Here is a 16,694-nt window from a genome sequence, read left to right as displayed (position 1 = left end):
TGTTCTAGTCCAGCTTCACGCGAACAGACGCAAACCTGCCCCTTTTGGAGCGAAACTGGGCAGGTTTGCGTCTGCTCAGCGGGAAATCAAGACTTCACCGGCGGCCGGTAGAAGATCGCCAGCTGTCCGATGCCACCGGCCAGGCCGAGGACGATCGCGATCGCCATGCCGCACCAGCCGTTCAGCAGGTGGTAGAAGCCGCAGTTGGAGAACAGCAGATGGTCGAGGCTGAAGCGGCCCGCCCCCGTGCCGGCGATCGCCACCGCCGCCACCGCCAGGATCAGGTTGTACTCCCAGCCTTCCTTGACGATGAAGAATCCGTTGGCCCGGTGGACGGTCCAGGCCGCCACCAGCATCAGCGCCACAAACCCCGCGGCGGGCACCGGCGTGAGCAGGCCCAAAGCCAACCCCAGCCCAGCCGCCACTTCCGTGCTCGCCGCGACCCGGGCGTGGAACATGCCCGGCTTCATGCCGATGCTGTCGAACCAACCCGCGGTGCCCGGGATGCGCCCGCCACCGAAGAACTTGTTGTAGCCATGGGCGGCCATGGTGAGGCCGAGCACCACGCGCAGGAGCAGGACCGCAGTGTCGTAAGCGTAGGAAGCCATGTAACAGAATGTAGGACATCTGTTAAGCCGCCGCCCAGCCCCCATCCACACTGAGGATCGCCCCGTGGATGTTCCCGGCTTCCTCACCGGCCAGGAATGTCACCGCGGCGGCGACCTCTTCGGGCGTGCTCATGCGGCGGGACGGAATGCGGGCGAGCACCGGGGCGACGTGATCAGCGGCCTCCAGCGCGCGTTCCGTGGCGATCGGCCCGGGAGCCACCGCGTTCACCCGCACCCCGCGGGGGCCGTACTCGACCGCCCACGACTTGGTCAGCGAGTGCACGGCAGCCTTGGTCGACGAGTACAACGCCGACTGGTCTCCGCCGATCAACCCCGTGATCGAGCCGACGTTGACCACCGCGCCGTGCCCACGCTCGGCCATCGCGGGCACCAGGGCGCCGGTCAGCAGGAAGGGTGCGACGACGTTGGTCTGATACGACTCGAGCAGTGCCTGCTCGGACACCTCCCCGGAGGGTTCAGGCATCCCCCACACCCCGGCGTTGTTGACCAAGATGTCGATCTGCCCGCCGGCGACTGCCGCGGCTTCTCGCGCCAGCCGGTGAACCTCGTCGCCGCCGGCACCGAGATCGGCGGCGACGAACTCGGCCTGCCCTCCGGCAGAGCGGATCTCGGCGACGACGGCATCGCCGCGTTCTTTGTTGCGACCGCTGACGACGACGAGGGCACCCTGGGCCGCCAGCGCTTTGGCGATGGCGACGCCGAGGCCGCCGGTAGATCCTGTGACAAGTACTGTGCGACCTTGCAGGCGCGTAGTGTTTGGACTCATGAGTCCAGGTATAGGCCGCTAAAAATGGACCTGCAAGTCCAGAAACTCACCGCCAAGGGCGAGGCCACCCGACGCCGCATCATCGAGGGCGCCGCCACGGTGATCCGCAGTCACGGCGTGGCGGCCACCACGCTCGACGACATCCGCGCCCACACCCAGACCTCGAAGAGTCAGCTGTTCCATTACTTCCCCGACGGCAAGGACCAGCTGCTGCTCGCCGTCGCCGAACGCGAAGCCCAGATGGTGCTGGAGGACCAGCAGCCCTACCTCGGCGAGCTGACCTCGTGGGCGGCCTGGCAGCGGTGGCGTGACGCCGTGGTGGAGCGTTATCGCCGCCAAGGCCAGAGCTGTCCCCTGAGCCTGTTGATGTCAGAGATCGGGCGCACGACTCCCGGCGCCCAGGCGGTCACCAACGCCCTGCTGCGGCAATGGCATGACGAGATCGCCGCGGGCATTCGGCACATGCAGGCGCAGGGGAAGATGGCGGCCGATCTCGACGCCGACCGGACGGGCGCCGCGCTGCTGGCCGGAATCCAGGGCGGGGTCAGCGTGATGCTGGCCTCCGGCGACCTCAGTTACCTGGAGTCCGCGCTGGACGTCGGCATCGCGATGCTGCGCCGCGGTCAGCCCGCCAGCGCCGCATCCAGCCGGGCGACGTAGGCGTCGATGTCCCCGATTGCCGACTGCGCGGCATGCACGCTGACCGCCACGGTCTCCCCGATGCCGTGCACCCCGTGGGTCAGCCCCATCATGAGCGACAGCGAGGGATAGCCGGCCGTCACCACCACTCGCGCATTGCCGAAATGCAGGTCGGCGTCGCCCCGGTTGACGCTGGACACCACCGTGTTGCCGGTCACCATGGGCGCGCGCACCGCCGGATCGAATTGCTCTGTCCCCCAACGTAGCAACGGTGCGGGCGTGGCGGCGAACGCCCGGCTGGACGCGATCATCGCCGGGTGTGCGGCACGGCGACGGCGGTCCGCGATGTCCGCTGCGATGCGCGTGCTGCGCTCGGCTACCGCCAGTTCGGGATACAAGCCGATGCCGACGTTGCCGAAGTGGTTGTGCGCATGACGCACGCCGGGCTTGGCCATCGGCACCTCGGCGCCGAGAGCGGCGGTGTCATCACCGAGTTCGCGCAGATGCTCGTCCAGCGCCGAGGAGATGGCCGCCAGTACCCCGACAGTCACCGTCGGACCGGGTATCTGAGTTCGCCGCCGGACGATGGTGCGCACCCAGCGCTGCCCGCTCGGCGCGGCGTTGCTGCGCAGCACAGGCCGCGACGGCGCCTGCGGAGGGACCGCTCCAGAAGCCGTGTCGCGCAACAACCGCCGGTGAGTACGGGCGGCCTGCACCGCACGCCATGGCAGCCGCGCGGCCGGCAGCCGCGAAGAGGACACCGGCACGACGTCGCCGGGCCGACCCAACAACCAGGCGGCCAGTGCCGAGGCCCGGGTGCCGTCGGCAAGGGCGTGGGCCATCTGCAGGACGACGACGGTGCCGGTTCCGGCTCCGGCTCCGACTCCGGCTCCGGGAACGTCACGGACCCGGGCGAATACGTGCAACGTCCAGGGTGTGCGGGTGGCATCGAGCTGATGATCGGCCAGGCCGGCGACGGCGTCCAGGCATTCGTTCCAGCCCAGTTCGTTGTCGTATCTGGCGAACTGATCGTCTCCCACGTGCCGCGGTACCCATGCCGGATACGTCAGCCGGCAGTCGTCACGGACTTGTACGGACAAATCGGGGCACCGTTGCGCGCGAGTGCGCACCTCGGCCAGCGCGGCGTCCAGATCGTCCGGCACACCGCCGAATCCGTACAGCAGGAACTGATCGTTGGGGAATTTGGCCGACATCCACCAGTTCTGGGCGTCGATTGCGGCCAGCCGGCGCACCGGTCAGCTCCTCGCAGGGCTGCCGACGAAATCCATCAGGTGCTTCGCCACCACATCCGGCTGTTCGAGCTGCAGAAAGTGGCCGGCGTCGTCGACGATGCTCACCGCACTGTCCCGCGGCAGAACTCTCTGCACCCACCGGGCGTAATCCGGTGTCGCGCAGCCATCGTCGGCACCGTGCAGGTACAACGTGGGCACCGACGGCGGCGAGAGCCAGTGCTGGTGCAATGCGGCGTACTGCGGCGGGGGCTTGCTGAGACGAATCGTGGCCCGGTAGTAGCCGAGCGCCGCGCGCCACCGATCCCGTGCGCCGATGGCGGCGTCGACATGTCGCACGTCGTCGGCCGCGGCGTATCCGGGTGACCACAGCTTCCACAGCCGGGGCACCACCCAGGACGCGGAACGGTCTGGCAGCCAGGGCAATTGGAAGTACATCATGTACCAGCTGCGCAGCATCTGGCGCGGCAGCCTGGCCATCAACTTGCCCGTCTCGGGCACCCGGCCCAGCGGCTGGAACGACGCAGGCGGCGGCACGGACATGATCACCGTCTTGGCGAACGCGTTGTCCGGCATGGCGGCCAGACCCGCTGCCGCGATGGCACCCCAATCATGCCCGATGAGGATGTCGCGGCCGGTCGGTCCCGCGGCCCGCAACACGTGCAACGCGTCGTCCATCAATGCCCCGATGTGATAGCTCCCGTCGGTGGGTACCGACGAGGGCACATAGCCACGCATGAACGGCGCCACCACTTTCCAGCCCGCCTCTGCCAGCGCAGGCGCCACCTTGCGCCAGCCGTAGGCAGTGTCGGGAAAGCCGTGCAGGCACAACGCAACCGGACCGTCATCCGGTCCCCACACCAGCGCCCGCAATTGCACTGCGGGAGTGGCTACATCGATCCAGCGTGGCCCGGTCACAGCGGCACCGGCTCGTACTCGGACATCAGCCAGCGGTCACCGTCTTTGACCATGGTGACGCGCGCGACCGACGGAGTCTTCTGCGGCATGTGGTTTCCCACCTGAACGCTCTGGTTGACGAACAGCACCAATTCGGCGCGGTCGGACTTCGCGCTCACCACCCCGGCCCGCAACACCTCGGCGAAGGCCGCGATCTGCTGAGCATGTGCCGCGGGGATGACCTCGTTGATCATCGCGGTGTAGGTGCCGCGGAAATCCCCGGTCATCCGGTCACGGGCGGCGGTGAGCTGCTGATCAACGGTTTCCGTCTCATAGGACAGCATCTGGCCCGTGATCTCTTTGGCGGCCTGCACCGATTCGTCTCGGGCCGCCTCGCTTTGATCCTGCGACACCGTCAGCCACCGCAACACCCCGCACGTCAATGCCAGCACCAGCGCGATGGCCGCCAGCACCACACCCAGGCTCACCCGTGACCGGGACCGCGACGGCGTGGCTTCGGCAGGCTCATCGGCGGCCTCGGCGGCAGGCTCATCGGCGGCCTCGTCCGCATCGCTTTCGGCGCTGTCGTCCTCGGACCCGGTGTCGACCGCGTCCTCGGCTACCGACTCCGTGTCGGGCACGGCCTCGGATTCGGCCGGCACAGACTCAGTTTCGACAGCGTCCGCGGCGCTCGTCACCTCGACGGTCTCCGCCGTGGGGCTGTCCTGCTCGGTGCTCTGGGCGGGATCCGCGGCGACCTTGCGACGCCCGGCCGGCGGCATCTTGTGCCGGCCGCTCACTGGATGAACTCCACGTTCGAGACCTTCGCCTTGCCTTCAATTTCCTGCACTGTCAACACCATTCGCCACACTTGGGGCGCCTGCTCCGGCACGCCCGCATTCGTCGACCGAACGGTCACCGACACGAGGACATCCGCCTTGTCGTCCGAGTAGGACTCCAGCCCCGATGAGGTGACGGTGCCGACCGACTTCGACTTGATCTGCTTGACCACCTCGAGGAACGACTTCGAACGCTTGTCGAAGTCGTCGTAGAACCGTCCGGTCGATATGTCGAGCACTCGCTGGACGTTGTCCTCGGCGTGTTCCCAGTCGATGCTGGTGAGGTTGGTGGCACCCTCCCGTGCGGTCTCCATGAACATCGAACGGCGCTGCTGTTCGTGGTGAACCTGGTAGAAGCCGTAGCCCAGCCAGCCGGTCAGTGCCACGAGCGCGACGACCAGCACACCGCCGACGACCGCCGCAGACGGCGAGCGCAGGAAGCCACTCCGCTTCGGTGCCGCGGCGTCATCCGCTGCGGGTGCGCGCTCTGCCTCCTCAGCCTCAGGTTCGGCGGCGTCGGTCGACTCTGTTTCGGCCTCGGGTTCTGGAACCTCGGCCTCAGGGGCGGACTGGCTCGACTCCGCGGTGTCGGTCGGGGTGACCGGCTCGGCGTCGGCGCTGTCGTCTGCCATACATCTGCTCCTCGGTGGCCCTACGTGGTGCGTGCAACGGCACGCGTGCGGTCCAAAGTACGTGGCACCGGTCACACCGTCACCAGCGGTACCGGCGGTCCCGGACAGCTCGGCCGGTCGGACTCCCCCTAGCCGCTGCCAGACCCAGGACAGGCGATTCGCGCCCCCACCGCACGCAGCGCAAAGTCCAAAGCCGCATCACACGCGCGCTCCCAATCACCGTCGGCGCTCAGACGGGACAACTCATGACTGACCACCGCGCGGATCGCCGCGGCATCCTGCTCGGGCCTGGTCAGCGGAAACGACCCGTCGTCGCGGCCGCGGAGCAGCAGGGCCGCCAGCGACCGTTCGCGGTCGAGGCGCCACTGTTCTTGCACGGACTGGTAGCCCTTGGCCGATCGGACTTCTTCCAGATCCAGAACCAGAGCGCGCCCGCGCAACCGCGCCTCGTGTATCACGTCGAACGACACCTCGATCCACTGCGCCAGTTGATCTGCGGGCGCGCCGCCGGCGTCTTCGGCGATCTGGTCGAGCCGCTGACCCAGCGACTTGCCCGAACTCTCCTGCATGGCCAGGAACAACGCGTCTTTGGATTCGAAGTGCCGATAGAACGCCCGGGTGGACAATCCGGCCCGAGCCAGCACCGCAGCGATCGGCACCGCACCGGTGTGAGGCTCGGACAGGCAGGCGAAGGCTGCCTTGATGATCGCGTGGCGCTCATCGGCCATCGCGTCGTCGGCTTCGGCGCCTGGCTCGATCTGCACGATTGACGATTCTAGGAACGGCACGCGGTACGGGTCGCAGATGTGAAGAAAACGCACCTGGGTAACGTGACCTCCCGGGGCCTGCCGAGAGGAATGTCCGTGAGCACCGGGAAAACCGAGAACAGCGAATCGCGCACTGTCACGTTCCGCGGGGTCGACGACCTGAACCTGGTCGGTGACGAATGGAACCGGGGTGCCGCCTCCGCCGCTGACCGGCCCACCGTCCTGCTGCTACACGGCGGCGGCCAGAACCGGTTCTCGTGGAAGAACACCGGGCAGATCCTGGCTGATCGTGGTTTGCACGTGATTGCCCTCGACGCCCGAGGCCACGGGGACAGCGACCGCTCACCGAGCGCGAACTATTCGGTGGAAGCCCTTTCCGCGGACGTTCAGCAGGTGCTCTACCAAATCGGACGCCCGGTGGTCCTGATCGGCGCCAGCATGGGTGGGCTGACCGGCATCCTGGCCGCGCACGAGGCCGGCCCCGAACTGGTCACCAAGCTGGTCCTGGTCGATGTGGTGCCGCGGTTCGAGAAGAGCGGGAGTGCCCGCATCCGCGATTTCATGTTCACCAACGTCGACGGCTTCGACTCCCTGGAGCAAGCCGCCGAGGCCGTCGCCGCCTACCTGCCCTACCGCACCAAACCCCGCAGCCCGGAGGGGCTGAAGAAGAACCTGCGGTTGCGCGACGGACGCTGGTATTGGCACTGGGATCCGGCGTTCCTCACCAAACCCGAGGACGATCCGTTCGTCCGGGTGGAAAAGCTCGAACAGGCCGCGATGAACCTGACCGTCCCGATCCTGCTGATCCGCGGCAAGCTGTCCGATGTGGTCAGCCCCGAGGGTGTCCAGGACTTCTTGGAGAAGGTTCCCGCCGCAGAGTTCGTCGAGTTGGCCGATGCGGGCCACACTGCCGCCGGCGACGACAACGACGCGTTCTCCCAGGTCGTCGCGGAGTTCGTCGGACGGTGAACGCCGAGCGTGACACTGTCGGCTTCAACTTCCTGCGCGAACCTGAGCTGCCCGCGCCTGCGATCACCGACACCCAGGCCCGCGACATTCTGGCCGCCCACTTCGACCTGAACGGGAACGTGAAATCGCTCGGCAGTCAACAGGATAAGAACTTCCTGGTCGATGTCGGATCCGACATCGCCGGTGTCCTGAAGATCGCCAACCCGGCGTTCAACGAGATCGAACTGACCGCCCAGGAGCTGGCCGCGGAGCGCATCGCAACGGCAGAGCCGGATCTGCGGGTGGCGCAGTCGTTGCCCAACCGACACGACGAGAAGCTCACTGCCGTAGCAGGTCTGGGCTCGAACGGGGCCGAACGCACCGCCTATGTCCGGCTGCTGAGGCACCTGCCCGGCGGAACGCTCGTCGAATCCGGGTATCTGCCGCCGGCCACGGTCGCCGAGCTGGGCGCGCTGGCCGGGCGGGTGAGCCGGGCGTTGGCCGGTTTCAGCCATCCCGGGCTGGACCGCGTCCTGCAATGGGACCTGCGTTACGGGGCCGAAGTGGTGCGCCGACTGGTCACCCACGTCGACGACGACATTGTGCGCGCCCGCCTGCAGGCCGCCACCGATCAGGCCTGGGCACACATCGAACCGCTGGCAGACGCACTGCCCGTACAGGCCGTGCACATGGACCTCACCGACGCGAATGTGGTTGTGTCCCATGGACGTGGTGGTGCGGTGCATCCCGACGGGATCATCGACTTCGGCGACCTCGCCGACAGCTGGGCAGTCGGTGAACTGGCCATCACCCTGTCCTGCGTACTGCAACATCCGGGCGGCGCTCCGGCCGCCGTCCTGCCCGGCATCCGCGCCTTCCACGCCATCCGCCCCCTCAGCGTTGCCGAGGCGGAAGCGTTGTGGCCGTTGCTGGTTCTGCGTACCGCCGTCCTGATCGTCAGCGGTGCGCATCAGGCCGGTTTCGATCCGGACAACGACTACCTCACCGAACAGGCTGACGGCGAGTGGCAGATGTTCGAGCGCGCCACCTCGGTGCCGATCGAGGTCATGGCCGCGCTGATCAAAGCCGACCTCGGGCTGGCATCGCCTCCCTCGCAGCCCCGGCCCGACCGCCCGATGATCACGCCGCCCAAGTCGGTGGTGACACTGGATCTGAGCGCGACGTCGGATGCCCTGGACGACGCGTTCACCCCCGGCGGCTGGCTGAAACCCGACGTCGAGGACGAATTGGCCAGGGCCGCAATCGATGACGGCGCGCACGTGGTGGTGACCCGGTTCGGGCAACCTCGGATCTCACGGGCTCCGGCATTGAGCCAGGAAGAGCCGGCGGTGGTCCCGACCGGGGTCAGTGTGTGGCCGGCGGAGCGCCTGGAGCTGGCCGCACCGTTCACCGGTGAGGTCGTCGACCGCTCGGCGGATTCGGTGACGCTGCGGGGTGCCGAGTACGAGCTGACCCTCACCGGGATCGGTTCTGTTTCAGGCGCCTCGGGTCCCTCGGGCGAGGTTTTGGGCACGGCCGAACCGGGCCGTTGGACGCACGTGGCCCTGCGCCCGGTGGGTGCCCCACGCGCCCCTGAGCTGACGACCCCTGGCCTGGCGCCGGGTTGGCTGGCCTGCGTGCGTGATCCACGACCGCTGCTGGGGCTCGCACCGCTCGACGCCGAGCCGGCAGACGCCGATCTGGTGACCCGGCGAGACCGGGCATTCGCGCCCGTGCAGGAGCATTACTATCGGCGGCCGCCGCGCATCGAACGGGGTTGGCGGCATTTCCTGATGTCCACCAGCGGACGCTGCTACCTGGACATGGTCAACAACGTCACGGTGTTGGGCCATGCGCACCCCCGTATCGCGGCGGCAGCGGCCCGTCAGCTCCGCAAGCTGAACACCAACTCGCGGTTCAACTATGCCTCCGTCGTCGAGTTCAGCGAACGCCTCGCCGGGCTGCTACCGGACCCGCTGGACACGGTATTTCTGGTCAACTCCGGATCTGAGGCCAGTGACCTGGCGCTGCGGTTGGCGATCGCGGCAGCGGGCCGGCCCGATGTGGTGGCAATGCGCGAGGCGTATCACGGCTGGACGTATGGCACCGACGCCGTGTCGACCTCCACCGCGGACAACCCGAATGCGCTCACCACCCGGCCGGATTGGGTGCACACTGTCGAATCGCCCAACAGCTTCCGCGGTAAGTACCGCGGAAGCGAGGTCGGGCGATACGCGGTGGACGCGGTGGCCCAGATCGACCAGTTGATCGCCGAGGGGCGCGCACCGGCTGCATTCATCTGCGAGACGGTCTACGGCAACGCCGGCGGCATGGCCCTACCCGACGGATACCTGCCGCAGGTCTACGCGGCGGTGCGCAGGGCGGGCGGATACGCGGTCGCGGATGAAGTGCAGGTCGGCTACGGCCGCCTCGGTGAGTGGTTTTGGGGTTTCCAGCAGCAGGGCGTGGTCCCCGACATCGTGTCGATGGCGAAATCGGTCGGAAACGGCTACCCCTTGGGCGCGGTGGTCACCACCCGCGAGGTGGCCGAGGCGTTCCGCAGCCAGGGTTACTTCTTCTCCTCCACCGGCGGCAGTCCCCTGTCGTGCACGATCGGGATGACGGTGCTCGATGTGTTGAACGACGAAGGGCTGCAGGCCAACGCGGCCCGCGTGGGCGCCCACCTGAAGTCACGGCTCGAGGAGCTGGCTGCGCGCCACCCGATCATCGGCACCGTTCACGGTGTCGGCCTGTATCTGGGTGTCGAGATGATCCGCGATCCCGACACTCTCGAGCCAGCCACCGAGGAAACGGCCCTCATTTGTGACCGGATGCTCGAACTCGGAGTGATCATCCAGCCGACCGGCGACCACCAGAACATCCTGAAAACCAAGCCGCCATTGTGCATCGACATCGAAGCGGCCGATTTCTACGCCGACACCCTGGAGCGGGTACTTACCGAAGGCTGGTGAGCGAGGCTGTCCGACATGCCCCGAAGTTGCCGACGAGAGGTAACCGAGAGCTTGACGAACACTTTCCGCAGGTGCCACTCGACGGTGTGGGTGCTGATGAACAGCTGCTCTCCGATCGCAGCGTTGGTCAGTCCGGCTGCTGCGAGCCGCGCGATCTGTGCCTCCTGAGCCGTCAGAACATCGCCGCCGGCAACCGGCTGTCGGCCCGCCCGCTCCCCCTTCGCGATCAACTCGCGCCCGGCACGATCGGCGAAAGCCCGGGCACCAAAGGCACAGAACATGTCGTGCGCGATGGTGAGCTGCTCCTCGGCCGCCGACCGGCGCTTCCGACGGCGCAGCCATTCCCCGTAGCGCAGATGGGCCCGGGCCAGGTGGACCCTGATGCGGGTACGTCCCAACCGGTCGATCGCCTCACGGTAGTGAGCCTCGGCGTCTCCATCGCCGGCCACCAGAGCCCGTGCGCTCGCCAAAGTCCCTAGGGCCCAATCCGTGTCGCGAACCGATATACGCTCGGTGAGGCGCCCGCAGGCCTCCTGCGCAGCGTCGATGTTGCCGATGCGGGTCGCCGCCTCGATCAGTTCGACCAGATACCATCCGTACAGTCCGAGGTCCTCATACTCGGCAGCCTGCCGGGCCGCGGCGAACGCCTCCTCATAGCGGCCCAGACCATTGCAGAGCACGGCGGTCGCATATCGGGCCAGACCCAGCATCCGGCCTTCCCCAGAGGCAGATGCTGTCTCGGCACCAGCCTTGAGCGCATCGAGATGGTCCGGATCACCCTTCCACGCATCCAGCGCAAGCGAGTGATAGCGCAGCGGTGAGTAGTAGCGGGTCGACAGGGAGGTCGAATCAGCCTCCGTCAGAAGGTCTTCGGCGGCAACGAGCTCGCCGGCCAACATGTGCACGACGGCCCGGTAGGCCAGGGTCTCCGGAAGCAGTGCCAACGCGTCGGACGCCCGGACTCGTCGCACTGCCGCCGTGGAGAGCCGGTGCACCAACCCGTCATCCCATAGTTCATAGGCCGTGGACTGCTGGATGAGAAGCAGCGCGGGCACCATCCACCGCGACGCCTGGGAATCGGCATCACGACGATGCGCACCCAGCTCCTCCACCGCCGCCGGCAATCCCTCCCCGGCATACGGAACACCGATGATCTGAGCCGTCATACCCCGCAACACGGTGCCCACCGGCCCAGAACCGGTGGATAGGCTTTCGATACCGCACCGCGCGGTCTCGGCCGTCCGCGCCACGTCCGGGATATCTCCGAGCCGGCCTGCGTACATCGCCGCAGCGAGAGCTTCAAGATGCGTCTCAAGGCTCACCTCAGCGTCGAAGTGCTCGAATTCGACTGCAGCATCACTCATCCGGGATGCGATCTCACTCAATGAAGCCGCCCTGCCGTCGCCGCTGCGCCGCTTGGCGAACTCCATCTGCGCGGACAACCGCGCGGCTCGCGCCCGCTGCAGGCCGGTCATCGGTGCGAGGCCCGCCATGGCGAGCAACTCGTCGGCATCGGAAAAGGCGCCGGCATCGAGCTTGGCCCGCGCTGCGGCCAGCGCGCGGTCACAGCGAAGTTCCGGAACCGATGTCAGGACCGCGGCCCGCTCGAGAAATGTTGCGGCAACCGCCATACCGTTCCTCGCGTGCGCATGACCGGCAGCGACTTCCAGTTGCGCTGCCACCTCATCGTCGGGCCACGTCGCGGCGTTGGCGATATGCCAGATCCGGCGGTCCGGATCGATCTCGACATCGGTGACTTCGGCCAGTACACGGTGCATCTCGCGGCGTACGGACGGGGCGGCAGCGTGGTAAGCGGCCGACCGCGCGAGGGGGTGCAGAAACCGCACATCGGAGTCTATTTCGACCACTCGGGCGGTTACCGCGGGCGCCAGCACGTCGGCAGTGATCCCCAGGTTGTCCGCGACGCGACCCAACACAGCGGCATCGCCGACCGGCTCGGCCGCAGCGGCGAGGAGCAGCTGCCGAGTCGATCCGGGCAGCGCGCGGATCAACTCGACATAGTCGAGTTCGATTCTTTTGGCCCCCGAAGGGGTGTCGCCGCGGCGCAGCGCCCCGGCAAGTTCTGCGGCGGCACGATCACGCGGAAGTGAAACCAAAGCAAGCGGATTACCGCGGGTCTCGGCGATGATCCGATCGCTGACGCGCGGGTCGAGACGGGTCATCATCACCGTGCCCAGCAGGACTCGCGCGTGCTCATCCGACAACGGGCCGATCATGCGTTCGGGCAATCCGCTCAACACGTCTGCCCCGGGGTCACGAGTCGCGAACACCAACCCGGCCCGTTCGGTGGTCAATCGCCTCGCCACAGCAGCCAGAACCGCCAGCGTCACGGGGTCCAGCCAATGCGCGTCATCGACGACCCAGACCAGCGGCTCATCGCGGCAGGCAGCGGTCAGCAAATTCAAAACGGCTGAGTGCACCAATTTTTCGGTCGGCGGCGCACCGGATCCCAGTCCCAGAATCACCACCAGTGCGTCGCGTTGGGCAGTCGGCAGTTCGGCGAGGTGGCCGAGCAGCGGTCGGCACAACTGCTGTAGGCCGGCGAAGTCGAGATCCATGTCGAATGGCACTCCGGTCACCCGTACCGATCGGTAGTGCCCGACCCGCGCGAGAAGATGGTTCAGCAACTCGGTCTTCCCGACACCGACCTCCCCGCGCAGCACCAGAACCCTGCCCCCGCTCCGCACTCCCGTGACCAGATCCTCCAGAACCCGGCATTCGGTATCGCGTCCGATCAGCACGCGCGCACCGGCATCGTGAAAAGATCTCCGCCACATACACATATCGACCGCACAGCAGCCGATTCTGTGACAGCCTCTAGTTCCCCAGCTTCGACGCGATATGCCGACGGGAACGGATACCCAACTTGCCGAACACTTTTCGCAGGTGCCACTCGACGGTGTGAGCGCTGATGAACAGCTGCGCGCCGATCTCCGAATTGGTCAGTCCGTCGGCGGCGAGCCGGGCGATCTGCATCTCCTGCGCGGTGAGCGACGCGGCGTCGACCGCCCGCCGGCCCGTTGCCCTGGCCGACGTCGCTGCCCCTGCGGCGGCGAGTTCTCGGCGGGCCCGCTCAGCGAACCCGTCGGCGCCCAAGTCGCTCAGCAGGGCGTATGCCTGGCGGAGGCGTTGCCGGGCTTCGCCCCGTCGCTGTTCGCTCCGCAGCCACTCGCCGTACACCAAATAGGCTCGTGCGGTGAGCATTCGGACGTCCGTACGCTCAAGAAACTCGATCGCCTCCCGATAGCGTTGTTCGGCGACGGGACCGTCAGCCACCAGCGCGCCGACGTAGGCCGCCGTGCCGCGCACCCAGTCGGTCCCGCTCACCGCAGCCATGTTCTCGATATGTCGCACCGCCTCGGTCGCCTCGGCCGGCACCCCCGATCGTGCTGCCGCCTCGACCAATTCGACCATCGACCATGTCGACAGTCCAAGCTCCCGTGGATATGCCGATCCACGCCGAGCAGCCAGGAGCGCCTCGTCATACCGGCCGAGTCCGTTGTACAGTACCGCGGCTGCCCACTCCGTCGCCGTCAGTGCCTTGCCCTCGCCGCGCAACAACGGGTCGGAGGTGATCAGATCGATCGCTTGCATCGTGCGCGTCTCGTCGCCTCGCCACGGTTCGACGACCATGGCGCCGTAGTGCGCGAAAAAACTGCTTCCGGTGACCTCGCCCAACGTTGCGGCCTGAGCGACCAGCGCGTCGGACGCGGCCAGGTCGCCCGCATAAACGCGGTTCGACAACCGCAGCAGCAGCGCCGACGGCAGGACGGCAAGTGCGCCGGCGTCCACAGCAAGCTCGACCAACCTGGCCGACAGCGTGGACCAGGCGTCGAATTCCCAAGTGTTGTGCGCCAATCGGCACGCCAAGGGCAGCCAGCCCAACCCATCCGCTGGGGAGAACCCTCCTGTTCGATAGGCCGCGAGGGCACGGTGAACCAGCGGCGCCCCCTGCGCGTAACCCGCAACCGTGATCCGGGAAACGCCTTCCAGGAGCAGATCTGAGCAAGCCGGGTCCGCGGGCCGCCGCATCGCGAGGATCGCAGCCGCCACCTGCTCCACCCCGACCTCGTCAGGCAATCTGCCGGCGGTGAGGGCGGCGTAGAGGGCATCACGGTAGGTCTCGGTTGCCAACGCCGAGTCAAGTGGCTCAAGCTGTTTGGCCGCGCCGAGGAGTGAGGGCAGACCCGCGCTCGCGCTCCGGAACGAGAAGAGACTTCGCCCACGCACGAGTTCGGCGAGGGCATGCTCACGCTTGGTCAACGGCAGCGCCGCGAGGTCGTCGAGAAGTTCGAGAGCCTCACCGAACTCGCCTGCCTCGCTCTTGGCCTGCGCTGCTGCCAGCGACCGGGAGCCACGACGACGCGGATCAGGCGTGAGTTCGGCGGAACGGTCGAGAAATGCGGCCGCCGCGGCAGCACCACCCCGTGCGCGGGCGCGGGCAGCCGCCAGCTCGAGGCCTGCGGCCACACCTTCATCGGGCTGACCTGCCGCACTTGCCAAGTGCCACGCACGTCGATCGGGGTCGTGTTCGGGGTCCGTCGCCTCAGCCAACGCGCGGTGCACCTGCCGGCGCTGCAGTGTCGTCGCCGATTTGTATACCGCCGAGCGCACCAGCGGATGCCGGAACCGGACCATCGTGCCGATGGTGAGTAGCTCGCCCGCCTGAGCTTCGGAGCCGGCGGCGACGGTGTCGATGTTCAACTCCACGGCCGCGCGGCGCAACAACGCAGCATCTCCCACCGGATCAGCCGCGGCGAGCAGCACCAGAAGCTGGGCCCCCGGTGACAACGAACGAAGGCGACGCAAGAAACCCTTCTCGATCTGGCCGGCCAGCGGTTGGTCGTCGATCCGGTCGGTCCACACGGCCACCTGCGCAGCCGTCACCTCACGTGGAAGTTCCAGGAGCGCAAGTGGATTCCCCCGGGATTCGGCCAGAATACGATCGAGCACCCGGTCGTCGACGCGGCCCGGGCAGCCCCGTGCCAGCAGAGTCCGGGCGTCGTGATCGCCCAGGCCCTCGATCCGCAGCGCAGGTAGATCCGCCAGGGCATCGCCCACTACGGGCTCGCGTACTGCGAAGAGCAGCACCACCCGCTCGGCCAGCAGCCGGCGACCGACAAACGACAAGGTCTGAGCGGAAATCCGGTCCAACCACTGCGCATCGTCGATCAAACACACCACGGGCTGCCGCGCCGCCGCTTCCGCCAACAGGCTCAGGACTGCCAGTCCGACGAGGAACCGGTCCGCGGGAGTGCCCGCGCTGAGCCCGAACGCCGTTTCGAGCGCCGACCGCTGTGGGACAGGTAGCCGGTCGAGATGTTTCCGGAAGGGCTCGCACAGCCGGTTCAACCCGCCGAAAGCCAGCTCTGCCTCCGCCTCGATCCCCGCGACGCGCACCACCTGGCATGCGGGCGCGTGGTCGCCCACGTAGTCGAGCAACGCGGTCTTGCCGATGCCGGCTTCTCCCCGCAGGACCAGTGCTGCACTGCGACCGCCCGCCACCGCCGTGACCATGTCGTCGAGGGCCGTGCGCTCCCATCGCCGGCCGACAAGCCGTCCCCGCGTTCCGTCGAGTCGCGCCATCTCCTCGACACGAGGCGTCTCGACGGTCCAGGCCAACCGGCCTGAGGTATCGGGACTCATGCGGCTCGGGAGGCGGCGTAGCCGCCGGCGAGGATGTGCTCCAGATCCCGCCGATCACCGGTGCGCGCGGCCTGCAGGAACGCGGTGGCAAGACGGCGGTGCGCGGCAATCCGGACTGCTGAGACGCGCTCACCGGTGTCGAGGCGGGTCTGGGCCCGGCGAACCAGTTGCCGCGCGTTGGCGACACTGGTCCGCAGCAACGCGGCGATGTCCACATACGCATAGTCGAACCCTCTGCGCAGCACGTAGGCGCCCAGCTCCCCTGGCGTCAACCTGGCCATCAGCAGCGCCAGCAGCTCCTCGACCAGAGCGGTCTGTTCGGTCCGCGACACGGGCTCGTCGGCGCCGGTGTCGACCAGGTAGTCCAATGGCGACGCGGTCGGTGCTTCGTAGCGGTGCCGGGCCGACTGGATGACGTTGATCGCGAGGTTCGTCGTGGTGGTGGTCAGAAATGCGGCCGGGTTCTCCACGATCGCGCGGTCCGTGCGCTGCCACCGCAGCCAGGCCTCCTGGACCAGGTCTTCAGCGCCACAGGTCTCTCCGGTAACTCCGTAGGCGATACCGAACAGCCGCGTGCGATGGGTGAGAAAGGTGTCGAGAGCCAGGCCCAGTTCATCCGGTGTCGACATACCTCCACCCTGGATGCCACGGGGCCTCCGTCGCGCCACGGAACTGCGTGGTCGAGTCC

General features: G+C 67.6%; 13 protein-coding genes. 3 read left to right on the top strand and 10 right to left on the bottom strand.

Going from position 1 to position 16,694, the window contains the following annotated elements; genetic code table 11:
• Positions 1-86: 86 nt before the first annotated feature.
• Positions 87-608, bottom strand: a complete 522-nt coding sequence (locus H977_RS0111350; RefSeq protein WP_029107976.1) for a DoxX family protein — start codon at positions 606-608, stop codon at positions 87-89.
• Positions 609-630: 22 nt separating this feature from the next.
• Complete coding sequence (locus tag H977_RS0111345; protein ID WP_029107975.1) at positions 631-1,395, bottom strand: SDR family NAD(P)-dependent oxidoreductase; 765 nt, start codon at positions 1,393-1,395, stop codon at positions 631-633.
• A 24-nt stretch (positions 1,396-1,419) separates the two neighbouring features.
• On the opposite strand from H977_RS0111345, the gene H977_RS0111340 reads away from it, so the two are divergent.
• Positions 1,420-2,055, top strand: coding sequence for a TetR/AcrR family transcriptional regulator (locus tag H977_RS0111340; RefSeq protein ID WP_029107974.1), 636 nt, complete (start codon positions 1,420-1,422; stop codon positions 2,053-2,055).
• Here the strand turns inward: H977_RS0111340 and H977_RS0111335 are convergent.
• The 5 genes from H977_RS0111335 to H977_RS0111315 all read right to left on the bottom strand — a co-directional run bounded on the left by H977_RS0111335 (position 2,019) and on the right by H977_RS0111315 (position 6,416).
• Positions 2,019-3,287 carry a WS/DGAT/MGAT family O-acyltransferase gene (locus H977_RS0111335; RefSeq protein WP_029107973.1) on the bottom strand — a complete coding sequence of 423 codons (1,269 nt, stop codon included), beginning with the start codon at positions 3,285-3,287 and terminating at the stop codon, positions 2,019-2,021. The two genes, H977_RS0111340 and H977_RS0111335, sit on opposite strands and share 37 nt — an antisense overlap.
• Before the next feature lie 3 nt (positions 3,288-3,290).
• The gene (locus tag H977_RS0111330) at positions 3,291-4,202 is read right to left on the bottom strand and encodes an alpha/beta fold hydrolase (RefSeq protein WP_029107972.1); all 912 of its coding nucleotides are present in this window, start codon (positions 4,200-4,202) and stop codon (positions 3,291-3,293) included.
• Positions 4,199-4,981 carry a hypothetical protein gene (locus tag H977_RS0111325; RefSeq protein ID WP_029107971.1) on the bottom strand — a complete coding sequence of 261 codons (783 nt, stop codon included), beginning with the start codon at positions 4,979-4,981 and terminating at the stop codon, positions 4,199-4,201. The genes H977_RS0111330 and H977_RS0111325 overlap by 4 nt, the downstream gene beginning before the upstream one ends.
• Positions 4,978-5,652: an Rv1363c family protein gene (locus H977_RS0111320; protein WP_029107970.1), complete on the bottom strand. Its 675-nt coding sequence runs from the start codon at positions 5,650-5,652 to the stop codon at positions 4,978-4,980. The genes H977_RS0111325 and H977_RS0111320 overlap by 4 nt, the downstream gene beginning before the upstream one ends.
• 128 nt (positions 5,653-5,780) lie before the next feature.
• Positions 5,781-6,416, bottom strand: coding sequence for a TetR/AcrR family transcriptional regulator (locus tag H977_RS0111315; RefSeq protein ID WP_353587761.1), 636 nt, complete (start codon positions 6,414-6,416; stop codon positions 5,781-5,783).
• 99 nt (positions 6,417-6,515) lie between these two features.
• On the opposite strand from H977_RS0111315, the gene H977_RS0111310 reads away from it, so the two are divergent.
• Together H977_RS0111310 and H977_RS0111305 are read left to right on the top strand one after the other, a co-directional pair.
• Positions 6,516-7,388, top strand: coding sequence for an alpha/beta fold hydrolase (locus H977_RS0111310; protein ID WP_029107968.1), 873 nt, complete (start codon positions 6,516-6,518; stop codon positions 7,386-7,388).
• A complete protein-coding gene (locus H977_RS0111305) occupies positions 7,385-10,339 on the top strand; it encodes an aminotransferase (RefSeq protein ID WP_029107967.1) in 2,955 nt (984 codons plus the stop codon). The genes H977_RS0111310 and H977_RS0111305 overlap by 4 nt, the downstream gene beginning before the upstream one ends.
• Here the strand turns inward: H977_RS0111305 and H977_RS0111300 are convergent.
• Genes H977_RS0111300 through H977_RS32950 form a run of 3 tightly spaced genes read right to left on the bottom strand, consistent with a single transcriptional unit; the run spans position 10,297 to position 16,635 of the window.
• Positions 10,297-13,137, bottom strand: coding sequence for a helix-turn-helix transcriptional regulator (locus H977_RS0111300; protein WP_036475712.1), 2,841 nt, complete (start codon positions 13,135-13,137; stop codon positions 10,297-10,299). The two genes, H977_RS0111305 and H977_RS0111300, sit on opposite strands and share 43 nt — an antisense overlap.
• A 40-nt stretch (positions 13,138-13,177) precedes the next feature.
• Positions 13,178-16,006, bottom strand: a complete 2,829-nt coding sequence (locus H977_RS0111295; RefSeq protein WP_231395936.1) for a LuxR C-terminal-related transcriptional regulator — start codon at positions 16,004-16,006, stop codon at positions 13,178-13,180.
• Positions 16,003-16,635, bottom strand: a complete 633-nt coding sequence (locus H977_RS32950; RefSeq protein ID WP_051288796.1) for a sigma factor — start codon at positions 16,633-16,635, stop codon at positions 16,003-16,005. Before H977_RS32950 ends, H977_RS0111295 begins: the two co-directional genes overlap by 4 nt.
• Positions 16,636-16,694 lie beyond the last annotated feature (59 nt).

The organism is Mycobacterium sp. URHD0025, assembly GCF_000426065.1.
Classification (GTDB): domain Bacteria; phylum Actinomycetota; class Actinomycetes; order Mycobacteriales; family Mycobacteriaceae; genus Mycobacterium.
The sequence above is the reverse complement of the archived record's forward strand: the minus strand, read 5'-3'. Positions and strand labels throughout refer to the sequence as shown.

Bases quoted from the DNA above. Each gene is read 5' to 3' on its own strand.
- H977_RS32950 (WP_051288796.1), bottom strand. From the start codon at position 16,635: ATGTCGACACCGGATGAACTGGGCCTGGCTCTCGACACCTTTCTCACC.
- H977_RS0111340 (WP_029107974.1), top strand. From the start codon at position 1,420: ATGGACCTGCAAGTCCAGAAACTCACCGCCAAGGGCGAGGCCACCCGA.
- H977_RS0111320 (WP_029107970.1), bottom strand. From the start codon at position 5,652: ATGGCAGACGACAGCGCCGACGCCGAGCCGGTCACCCCGACCGACACC.
- H977_RS0111345 (WP_029107975.1), bottom strand. From the start codon at position 1,395: ATGAGTCCAAACACTACGCGCCTGCAAGGTCGCACAGTACTTGTCACA.
- H977_RS0111295 (WP_231395936.1), bottom strand. From the start codon at position 16,006: ATGAGTCCCGATACCTCAGGCCGGTTGGCCTGGACCGTCGAGACGCCT.
- H977_RS0111300 (WP_036475712.1), bottom strand. From the start codon at position 13,137: ATGTGGCGGAGATCTTTTCACGATGCCGGTGCGCGCGTGCTGATCGGA.
- H977_RS0111350 (WP_029107976.1), bottom strand. From the start codon at position 608: ATGGCTTCCTACGCTTACGACACTGCGGTCCTGCTCCTGCGCGTGGTG.